This window comes from Micromonospora globbae (genome assembly GCF_003610785.1).
GTDB lineage: Bacteria > Actinomycetota > Actinomycetes > Mycobacteriales > Micromonosporaceae > Micromonospora > Micromonospora globbae.
Genome location: NZ_RAQQ01000054.1, coordinates 1 through 10,269, shown reverse-complemented (window position 1 = coordinate 10,269; position 10,269 = coordinate 1). Strand labels below are relative to the sequence as shown.

The window sequence follows — 10,269 nt, the reverse complement described above, 5'->3', positions numbered from 1 at the left end:
GCAACAACCACCCCACCCCGCGCTACGACGTCCACATCGCGACCACCACGACCGCCAAGACAGCAGCTGCAAAGAAGACGAAGACTGCCAATCCCCGGCCCCGCCGCACAGGTTAAAGATCAAGCTAGCTGCGAGCCGATGCGCAGCGCTCGGACCATCATGTCGTCATCGGACAGCACGGTTCAGTACGAGGGGGTTGACCGAGTCGCTGTCTCAGGCCTGGGTGAGCCCCATGATCAGCGCGAAGCCGGCAAGGCACGTATCCACCGCTACAGCCGGTGAGGAGAAAAGGTTCGATCTCAGGGCAGCTGATGATCGTACGCGGTCGTCCGCCTGCGGACCGGCCGGCCCGCCGCCGCCGCGATCCCCCGGAGCTGCTCCTCGGTCCGGGCCGAGCCGTTGCCGGAGCCGGCCATCCGGGAGATGGTCTCCTCCATCAGCGTGCCCCCCAGGTCGTTGCAGCCGCCCTGGAGCATCGCCACCGTGCCGGCGTCGCCGAGTTTCACCCAGGAGCACTGGATGTTGGCGATCCGGCCGTGCAGCAGCAGCCGCGCCATCGCGTGCACGACCCGGTTCTCCCGCCAGGTCGGGCCGGGCCGGGCGATGCCGGCCAGGTAGATCGGCGCGTTGGTGTGCACGAAGGGCAGCGCCACGAACTCGGTGAAGCCGCCGGTGCGGTCCTGCACGCCGGCCAGCACGCGGAAGTGGGCCAGCCACTGGCCGGGATGGTCGACGTGGCCGTACATCATCGTGGAGCTGGACCGGATGCCCAGCTCGTGGGCCGTGCTGACCACCTCGACCCAGGCGGCGGCCGGCAGCTTGCCCTTGGTGAGCACCCAGCGCACCTCGTCGTCGAGGATCTCCGCGGCGGTGCCCGGAATGGTGTCCAGGCCGGCCTCGCGGAGCTGGAGCAGCCACTCCTTCACCGGCACGCCCGCCTTGGCCGCGGCCGTGACGATCTCCATCGGGGAGAAGGCGTGCACGTGCATCCCCGGCACCCGCGCCTTGATCGCCCGGACGATGTCGGCGTAGCCGGTGACCGGCAGCTTCGGGTCGATGCCGCCCTGGAGGCAGACCTCGGTGGCGCCGGCCGCCCAGGCCTCCTCGGCCCGGTCGGCGACCTGCCCGAGGGAGAGCCGGAACGCGTCGGCGTCGCTCTCGCGCTGCGCGAAGGCGCAGAACCGGCAGCCCACGTAGCAGACGTTCGTGAAGTTGATGTTGCGATTGACCACATAGGTCACCTCGTCGCCGACCGCGTCCCGGCGGACGTCGTCGGCGAGCCGGCACAGCTCGTCCAGCGCCGGCCCGTCCGCGCCGAACAGCGCCAGCGCCTTCGCCTCGTGAGCCGGTTCGAGCAGCGCGGCCGGATCGTCGGCGGCCAGCCGCAGGCCGGCGCGCAGGTCGGGGTCGCTCGCCACGGCGGTCGGCACGGCGACCTTCGCGGCCACCTCGGACCAGTCGCCGTAGACGTCGTCGAAGTCGCCCCGGCGGTCGCCGGTCCGCCCGGTGGTGTCGATGGTGACGTGCAGGTCGGTCCGCCCGCCGAACACCTCCTCCGGCTCCTGCCAGGGCCGGCCGACCGGGCGGGCCTCCTCGACGGCCAGCCCGGTCGCCGGGTCGGCCAGGGCGGTGACGTGCGGCAGCAGGCGCGGGTCCAGCCACGGGTCGCCGGCCCGGACGTACTCCGGGTAGACGGTCAGCCGCTCGCGCAGGGTGAAACCGGCCTGCCCGGTACGCCGGGCCAGCTCGTCCAGGTGCGGCCAGGGGCGCTCCGGGTTGACGTGGTCCGGGGTGACCGGCGAGACGCCACCCCAGTCGTCGATGCCGGCGCGCAGCAGCAGGTCGTACTCGCCCTCGATGAGGTTCGGCGGGGCCTGGACGCGCGCCCTCGGACCGAGCAGCACCCGGGCCACGGCCACCGTGGCGGCCAGGTCGTGCAGCTCCGCGTCCGGCATGCCGCGCATCGCGGTGTCCGGCTTGGCGCGGAAGTTCTGCACGATCACCTCCTGGAGGTGGCCGTACTCCCGGTGCGCCCGGCGGATCGCGAAGAGCGCGTCGACCCGCTCGGCCAGGGTCTCCCCGATGCCGATCAGCAGGCCGGTGGTGAACGGCACGCCGACCCGGCCGGCGTCGTCGAGCACCCGCAGCCGCACCGCCGGCTCCTTGTCCGGCGAGCCGTAGTGCGGGCCGCCCGGCTCGGACCAGAGCCGGGTCGCGGTGGTCTCCAGCATCATGCCCATGCTCGGCGCGACCGGCTTGAGCCGTTGCAGCTCCGACCAGGACAGCACGCCCGGGTTGAGGTGCGGCAGCAGGCCGGTCTCCTCCAGCACCGCCACCGCGCAGGCGCGCAGGTAGTCGAGGGTGGAGTCGTAGCCCCGCTCGTCCAGCCACCGCCGGGCGGCCGGCCAGCGCTCCTCGGGGCGGTCGCCGAGGGTGAACAGCGCCTCCTTGCAGCCCTGCGCGGCGCCCTCCCGGGCGATCGCGAGAACCTCGTCCTTCTCCAGGTACGCGGCGGGCAGCCGGTGCGGCACGGTGGCGAAGGTGCAGTAGTGGCAGCGGTCCCGGCAGAGCCGGGTCAGCGGGATGAACACCTTCTTGGAGAAGGTCACGACATCGGGCCGCCCGGCCTCGCGCAGGCCCGCGTCGCGGACGGCACCGGCAACGTCGAGCAGCTCGTCCAGCGTCTCGGCCCGTGCGCTCAGCAGCGCGGTCGCCTCGCCGACGTCGAGCGCCCGCCCGGTCGCCGCCCGGCCCAGGGCCCGCCGCACGCTCCCCTGGGTCGGCGCGGCAGTGATGCCGTCTACCACTGTTCTGTCCAGTCCCGTCTCGATGTGCCCCGGACTCGGCAGGAAGGATGGGAGCCCACGCGACGCACCTGCATTGCTCCCGTTGCACATGCTGCTCGCGGCTTCCTGACGCAACGACAGTCGCTGTGGGCTCGGCCTGAGCTTGAGCCTGGATCATCGTCGAGAACGCACATGGCGCTGTCTGGTCCGTACGTCCGTCGCGGTGACCGCTAGGCCTTCTTCGGCGTCAGTGCTCTGAGCTTCTCGCCGAGGTCGGAGGTGAAGAAGGTGATGAAGCCGTCGGGGTCGGGGCCGGCGTTTTGGGTGACGATGTGGTCGAAGCCGGCGTCGATGTACTGTTGCGCGACCTGCAGGTGCCGCTCGACGTCGGGGCCGCAGGCGAACAGCTTCTTAACATCGTTCTCGGTGACGGTCTGCGTGGCGGCTTCGAAGTTCACCGGGTTCGGTAGCTCGCTGAGTACCTTCCAGCCGGTGAGCATGAAGCGGCCCTTCTCTACGACGGCCTGCGCGGCGGTCTTCTCGTCCGGCGCCCAGGCGAGGGGGATCTCTGCGTAGCGCGGTCCGGACCCGGTGAAGCCGGATACGAGCTCGCCCTTCGGCTCGGTGGCGAACAGGCCGTCGCCGAGGTCGTTGGCGATCTGCAGCGACTTCGCGCCGCTGACCGCCACGCAGATTGCCGGTAGCTCGTCGGGCAGGTCGAAGACACGGGCGTCGTCGATGCGCAGGTGCTTGCCCTCATAGGACTGGTATCCGCCCTGCCACAGCAGCCGGATGATCTCCAAGGCCTCGCGGAAGCGCTCGTGCCGCCTGCGCACGGACGGGAAGTCGCCGACGATATGTTCGTTGAGGCGTTCCCCGGCGCCGACGCCGAGGGTGAAGCGGCCGCCGGAGACGATCTGCAGAGTCGCGGCCGACTGGGCGATGATCGCCGGGTGGTAGCGGAACGAAGGGCAGGTCACTCCGGTGACCAGTCCGATCCGTTCGGTGCGGGCGGCGATGTTGGCGAGCAGAACCCACGTGTTCGCGCTGTGACCCTGCACGCTGAGCCAGGGGTGGTAGTGGTCGCTGGCCTCGACGAAGTCGAAACCGGCCCGCTCCGCCGCGACGGCCTGCCGGATGATCTCCTTCGGACCGAAGCCCTCTGTCATGAGCTTGTAGCCGATCTTCACGAGCACCTCCAACTTCCGGATCAAACCGGATAAAAACTATCAAGAAGACGTTCGTAGCGCAGTTGATCCGAGCATCGGTGGGCCGGGTGCTCGGGCAGGCGGTCCCTGCGCCGCCCTAACGCGTATTCCGGAGTCGGGCGTCGGACTGTTGAACTCCTCGACGTAAAGGAGCGGGCAAGATGGCATGTCTGGCAGAAGGTGGTCTGGCTGACCGAGCAGCCTCCAGGGCTGTGGAACGCGGCGCAGGTCTCATGGGGGGCTTTGACCTTGGGCCGGCATCGTCACATCGAACTGCCGAGGGCTCGCTGCGGTGCCTGACAAGGTGTTGACCGGGCACACGCCCTCCCGGCCCCGCTTCATTGCCGCATTGGCGGCTGGGGGGATCGTCGGTGGGGTCATGTGGATGCTGGGTTTCACTGTGGTGGCGCCGCTGATCGCCTGGGATGTGGCTGCGCTGGTCTATGTGGCGTGGAGTTTCCTCGATCAGTGGTACATGGACGGGGAGGCGACAGCGGCGTCGGCGGTGAGGGAGGACCCGGGCCGCCGCTTGACTGACACGATCTTGCTCGCGGCGAGTGTGGCGAGTCTGGTCGCGGTGGCGAAGGTCCTCACCACGGGGGCGGGGCAGGCGGGGTTCGGCAGGGCATTCAACATCAGCCTCGGCATTGTCAGCGTCGTTCTGTCCTGGGCCCTGGTCCAGTCGGTGTTCACCGAACGCTATGCCAGGTTGCACTACGCCAGCGCCGGTGGCGCCATCGACTTCAACGGTGAGGACCGCCCCCGGTACAGCGACTTCGCCTATGTCGCCTTGACCGTTGCCATGACCTTCCAGATCTCGGACACCGACCTGCGCACCAGCGGGATTCGGCGAGCGGTGGTGGGCCATGCGCTGTTGTCGTATCTGCTCGGCACAGTCATCATCGGCGCCGCAGTCAACCTGGTGGCAAACGTCGCTGGTGGCTGAGCGGCGGCGAGCAGTTGTCCCGTCGCTGCACCTGCCCGAACGGCCGGCCGGCCGAGGCCTGGTCGGGCTGCTCGGCAGGCGTTCTCGTCAGGTCTCGTTGCGTTGGCGCTTGTCGCTGTCAAGGAAGTACGCGCCGAGCGCGCCGGCGAGCGTGCCGAACACCACGATGGAGTAGGTGGCTAGGACGAGTTCGAGGATCTGGGCGAAGGTGTCGGTCGCGCCCAGCGGCTCGCCGGTGATGGTGGTCAGGGCGACGTCGTGCAGCGCCTTGCCGTAGCTGCGGTAGGAACCGGCGACGACGAGTACCTGCCCGGTGGCCATGACGACCGTGAGTGTGGTGACCGCGAGCCAGCCGAGCCGGTCGGTGAGCAGACGCCCGGCCGATCGGGATCCGCGGACGGCGGCGGTCACGACACCGCCGGCTCTGGCGGCTCGCAGTGCCGCTGCGGCGCGGGCGAAGCGCAGGAACGGTATCGCCAGGAAGATGACCTGCCACCAGTTGCGGCGCCAGAACTGCTTGGCGTGATGACGTGCCAGCCATGCGCGCAGCGCGAACTCCGCGACGAAGACCACCCACAGCAACCAGCTCGCCACGGTCAACACGCCGGAAACGGCCGGGTCGTGCGCCAGGGCCTGCCCCACGACCAAGAGCAGGAACACGATTCCGAGCGCGCCCATGGGCTTGTCGAGGCGTCGCGCCAGCCCATGCAGGACCGCGTCGCTCGACCGGTCCTCGCGCTTCGGATCTGACGCCGGGTTTCCCGCGTCGCTCGGCTGCTTCGTCACCAGTTCGACACGGTAGTCGAGGTGCCGATCGCCAGCGACGCTCTCGAGGTGGTGGTGTCGCTGTCGTGAGGCGTGCGTGCCGGGCAGGAGAGTCGTCGGCCTGGACAGGACGAGTTCCGATCGCAGGCCTACTACCGCGGCGTGGAGCGGAAGACTCGACGGAGTTCGTCGCACCACCGGGTGAATTCGTCGCACCACCGGGTGAACCTGAACCGAGATCGGGCGATGGCCCTGGTGACGCCTCAATGATGGCCGAGCAGGAAGGACGGCGCGCGGCGATCCAGGAACCTCAAACGCCGTCCATGAGAAGCCGCCGAAAGGGTTGCCGTGAATCAGCCCGCACAGCAGCAGGATCCGCCGGGCCGCACGCAGGCGATGGACCCCAAACCGGATCACGGTGAAAAGTCGTACCGAGGGTCTGGCCGCCTGGCCGGAAAGGCCGCGGTTATCACCGGCGGCGACAGCGGGATCGGCCGGGCTGTCGCGATCGCCTTCGCCCGTGAGGGCGCCGACATCCTGATTAGCTACCTCGATGAGCATGACGACGCCCGGGACACGGCCGCGTGGGTGGAGAAGGCCGGCCGCAAGGCCGTCCTCGTGCCCGGGGACGTTGCCGACCCCGCACACTGCCGGGCGATCGTCGACCGGGCGAGGCAGGAGTTCGGGCGTATCGACGTGTTGGTCAACAACGCCGCCTATCAGACGACCCGCGACTCGCTGGAGGAGATACCGGACGAGGAGTGGGACCGGACCCTGGCGATCAACATCAGCGCGTTCTTCCACATCGCGAAGGCCGCGATGCCACACATGCGGCCCGGCTCGTCGATCATCGCCACGACCTCGGTCAACTCCGACTTCCCGCCGCCTAAGCTGCTGCCGTACAACGTGACCAAGGCCGGTATCGCGAACATGGCCGCCAGCCTGGCGCAGATGCTCGCCAGTAGGGGAATCCGGGCCAACAGCGTCGCCCCCGGGCCCATCTGGACGCCTCTGATCCCGTCGACGATGCCCAACGAGCAGGTCACGACCTTCGGGTCGGAGGTGCCTCTGGGGCGACCAGGTCAGCCGGCGGAGCTCGCTCCGGTGTACGTGATGCTGGCCTCGGACGAGGCCAGCTACATCTCCGGCGCGCGCGTCGCCGTGACCGGCGGGCGACCGATCCTGTGAGTGGTCCGTCGGCGGACTGGTACCCGCTGTGCCTGACCGCACCCGCGAGACCACTGGTCACGGGCGGGCGGGCGATCGCTGAGCGGCTGGGCCGGACCGGACTGCCCGATTGGCCCATCGCCGAGACCTGGGAGGTCAGCGACGTCGACGGGTACCAGGCTCAGGTGACGAACGGTCCGCTGGCCGGCTGCCAGCTGCGGGAGCTGGTGCAGCGGCACCCGGAGGCGCTGCTCGGCCGGGGCTGGCGGGGCCCGCGCTTTCCGGTGTTGACGAAGTTCATTGACGCCAGCGGTGGCCTACCGGTTCACCTGCACGCCGATGACGCCACGGCTCGACGTCTGGAAGGTCAACGCAACGGCAAGACCGAGGCGTGGCACATCCTCCACGCCGCACCCGGCGCGACCGCGCTGTGCGGGATCAGGGAGGGCGTGAGCCGGGAAGCGTTGCACGAGGCGCTGCTCGCGCAGGACTTCGACGCGGTGATGCGCCGACTGCCGGTCCGTGCCGGAGACACCATCTACGTGCCAGGCGGCACCCTGCACAGTTTCGGCCCCGACACCCTGGTCTACGAGATCGAGCAGACCTCCAACATCCAACAGCACGCGATGCGCTGGCATATGGAGGACGGGTCCCCCGTGCCCGACGAGCAGTGGCACACCAACCTGACCATGCTGCTGCAAGAGGTGAAACTGGACCCGAAGCCGGAGTTCACCCCCGGCCTTCGGGTGCCGGTTGACGACGCGGTCGATCGGGTGTTCCTGTGCGCAGGCCCCTACTTCGCTCTGGAGCGATGGCGGGCCGGGGACGTCGCCCCGATCCGGCACACATTCGACACGGCCCAGATCCTGTCAAACGTGGGCGGCCCTGTGCGAGTCCACGTCGACGGGTGGAGCCAGATACTTGAGCCCGCCGCGACCCTGTTGCTGCCCGCCGCCTGCGGCTCGGCGCAGATCGACGGGCCGGCGGACGTGCTGTTCGGATACCTCCCCGACCTCGACGCCGACGTGTTCCGGCCCCTGCTGGCGGCGGGGTACCGGCCACAGACCATCGCGTCGCTCGGAGAGGGCTTCGACGAACTCGTCGTCGAAGCCGTCACGGCCAGTCCCGCGAATATCACCCCGTCCTGAAGACTAGCGGCCAGGAGAGCGGGCAGGATGCACGTCAGCACCAACGATGGAACCCGTATCCACTACACGGAGCAGGGCGACGGCCAACCCCTGGTGATGATCCATGGCTGGTGCTTCAGCCACCGGTTCTTCACCCGCAACCTCGACACCCTGGCCGAGCACGCCCGAGTGATCGCGTTCGACCTTCGCGGGCACGGCGACTCGGACAAGCCCACCCACGGCTACCGGATCTCACGCTTGGCCCGCGACCTGTTCGACCTGCTCGAACACCTCGACCTACGTTGGGTGACCGTACTCGGGTGGTCCCTGGGCTGCCCGGTCATCTGGAGCTACCTGGAACTGTTCGGCAACCACCGCCTGGCCCGAGCGGTCTTCGTCGAGCAAACCCCTCGCCAGTATCGCAGCACCGACTGGACGTACACCCACGCCACCTGCTACGACGAGGCGTCGCTCGCCGCCACGCAGACACAGGTCGAGCTGGACACCGCCAACTTCGACCGCCGGCAACTTCAGACCATCATGGCAACACAGCCGAGCGAGCAGGAACGAAAGCTGCTGCTCGCCGAGATGGCCAAGGCCCCGACGGTGGCGCGCACCGCCCTGATTGCGGAGCACAGCCGCCACGACTGGCGAGACCTGCTGCCGACCATCACCCTGCCCAGCCTGGTGCTTGTCGCCAGACGGGACAAGGTGTTCCCTTGGCAGGGACCGGCATGGGTAGGGAAGGCAATTCCCCGTGCCGAGACGGTGTTCTTCGAGGACAGCAGCCACGCGCTGTTCCTTGACGAGCCGGATAAGTTCAACCGGACAGTGATCCGGTTCATGCAGGCCGAGCCGCAGGCGGCACTGTGACGTCTGCGCTGCCGTTCCCGTACGGCGTCAACCAGTTCACCACCATGCCTTGGACGTTCGAGCAGGACGTGGAGAACTACATCCAGCTCGGCGTCGCGGCGCTGGAACTGTGTGAGATCAAGCTCGACCCGCATCGCCGCGGCGAGCAGCTCGACCTGATCGCCCAGGCCGGCCTGCCCGTGGTGTCAGTACAGCCGGCTGTACGCGCGATGGTTCCCAGCGCGAGCCAACCCCAGCCGAGAAGCCGAAAGGAGAGAGTGGAGAGCTTCCGCCGCAGCATCGAACTCATCGCGGCCTACGCCCCGGGCGCCACCTTCGTCACCAACACCGGACCCGCCCCCGGCGGCGACATGGCCGAGGCCATCCGGCAGACCATCAGCGACCACCGGGAACTCGCCGCGATCGCCGCGAATCATGGAGTGCGGATCGCATTGGAGCCCCTCAACCCCGTCTCGCTGAACCTCGAAACAGCCATCTGGACCTACGGCCAAGCCCTGGACATCGTGCAAGCGGTCGACCGCGAAGAGGTCGGCATCTGCCTTGACCTGTGGAATCTGTGGCAGGACAACCAACTCGTCGCCGGCATCAACGCCGCCCCAGACCGGGTCTTTCTGCTCCAGGTCAGCGACTGGCGCACCCCCCGCTCGGGAAGCGACCGGCGCAGCATCGGCACCGGCGAGATCCCCGTCGGACCTCTCCTGCACGCAGTTCACGACGCAGGTTATCGGGGACCCTGCGTGCTGGAAATCTTCTCCCAGAACGTACCCGACTCTCTCTACGACGCCGACCTGCACACCCTTATCCGCGACAACCGCGCGGCTCTCGAACAGGCATGGCAAGAACACCGACCAGGCGATGCCAGGCGACAACGGAGGTTCACCGACGAATGACGCCATCGGCCGGAACCAACCGACGAGCCGTTGACGAAGCCGGCTCTCGGATCGAGACATCCGTGCAGCGGATGCGGGAGCTGGGCGCGAACACCGGTCGAATCCGGCTCCGACAGCTGCGGATCTACTCCATACTCGCCCTGCAGGCCGGAATCGCCGCGGCGCTCGCCTGGTGGGTAGCCGGGACGGTGCTCGGCAACGAGCAACCAACCTTCGCGCCCATCACCGCAGTCGGCACGGTCGCCGCATCCGTCGGAGAGCGGGTCCACAGGTCCACCAGGCTGCTGGCCGGGGTGGCCATCGGCATCGCAGCCGGAGACACACTGCTCGCGCTGATCGGCACCGGGCCATGGCAGACCGGCCTGATCGTCACCCTCGCAGGGAGTGTGTCGATTTCCGTGTTTGGGCCTGTGGTGTGATCGATGTTGTTAGATGGTGATGCGGTCGCCGTAGGCGAGGATCAGGGCGTTGAGGGCCTTGGCCCAGCCGTAGACCCGGCCGGTGATA

The 10,269-nt window shown here is 68.7% G+C and carries 9 protein-coding genes; 6 read left to right on the top strand and 3 right to left on the bottom strand.

Going from position 1 to position 10,269, the window contains the following annotated elements:
- Positions 1–299 precede the first annotated feature (299 nt).
- Both D7I43_RS31605 and D7I43_RS31600 read right to left on the bottom strand, forming a co-directional pair.
- Positions 300–2,807, bottom strand: a complete 2,508-nt coding sequence (locus D7I43_RS31605) for a bifunctional FO biosynthesis protein CofGH (RefSeq protein ID WP_120332218.1) — start codon at positions 2,805–2,807, stop codon at positions 300–302.
- Between the two features lie 209 nt (positions 2,808–3,016).
- A complete protein-coding gene (locus D7I43_RS31600; RefSeq protein WP_240033313.1) occupies positions 3,017–3,982 on the bottom strand; it encodes a TIGR03557 family F420-dependent LLM class oxidoreductase in 966 nt (321 codons plus the stop codon).
- Positions 3,983–4,286: 304 nt separating this feature from the next.
- On the opposite strand from D7I43_RS31600, the gene D7I43_RS31595 reads away from it, so the two are divergent.
- Positions 4,287–4,940, top strand: a complete 654-nt coding sequence (locus tag D7I43_RS31595) for a DUF1345 domain-containing protein (RefSeq protein WP_204985333.1) — start codon at positions 4,287–4,289, stop codon at positions 4,938–4,940.
- Between the two features lie 87 nt (positions 4,941–5,027).
- On the opposite strand, the gene D7I43_RS31590 is transcribed toward D7I43_RS31595, so the two are convergent.
- The gene (locus D7I43_RS31590) at positions 5,028–5,726 is read right to left on the bottom strand and encodes a hypothetical protein (protein WP_204985332.1); all 699 of its coding nucleotides are present in this window, start codon (positions 5,724–5,726) and stop codon (positions 5,028–5,030) included.
- A gap of 375 nt (positions 5,727–6,101) precedes the next feature.
- On the opposite strand from D7I43_RS31590, the gene D7I43_RS31585 reads away from it, so the two are divergent.
- From D7I43_RS31585 to D7I43_RS31565, 5 genes are all read left to right on the top strand, one after another.
- Complete coding sequence (locus tag D7I43_RS31585) at positions 6,102–6,893, top strand: SDR family oxidoreductase (RefSeq protein ID WP_120332217.1); 792 nt, start codon at positions 6,102–6,104, stop codon at positions 6,891–6,893.
- Positions 6,890–8,020 carry a class I mannose-6-phosphate isomerase gene (locus D7I43_RS31580; RefSeq protein WP_120332216.1) on the top strand — a complete coding sequence of 377 codons (1,131 nt, stop codon included), beginning with the start codon at positions 6,890–6,892 and terminating at the stop codon, positions 8,018–8,020. Before D7I43_RS31585 ends, D7I43_RS31580 begins: the two co-directional genes overlap by 4 nt.
- Before the next feature lie 27 nt (positions 8,021–8,047).
- Positions 8,048–8,872, top strand: coding sequence for an alpha/beta fold hydrolase (locus D7I43_RS31575; RefSeq protein ID WP_204985331.1), 825 nt, complete (start codon positions 8,048–8,050; stop codon positions 8,870–8,872).
- Complete coding sequence (locus D7I43_RS31570; protein WP_204985330.1) at positions 8,869–9,762, top strand: sugar phosphate isomerase/epimerase family protein; 894 nt, start codon at positions 8,869–8,871, stop codon at positions 9,760–9,762. Before D7I43_RS31575 ends, D7I43_RS31570 begins: the two co-directional genes overlap by 4 nt.
- Positions 9,763–9,833: 71 nt before the next feature.
- Entirely contained in the window at positions 9,834–10,181 is a 348-nt protein-coding gene (locus tag D7I43_RS31565) for an FUSC family protein (RefSeq protein ID WP_240033312.1), read from the top strand.
- Positions 10,182–10,269 lie beyond the last annotated feature (88 nt).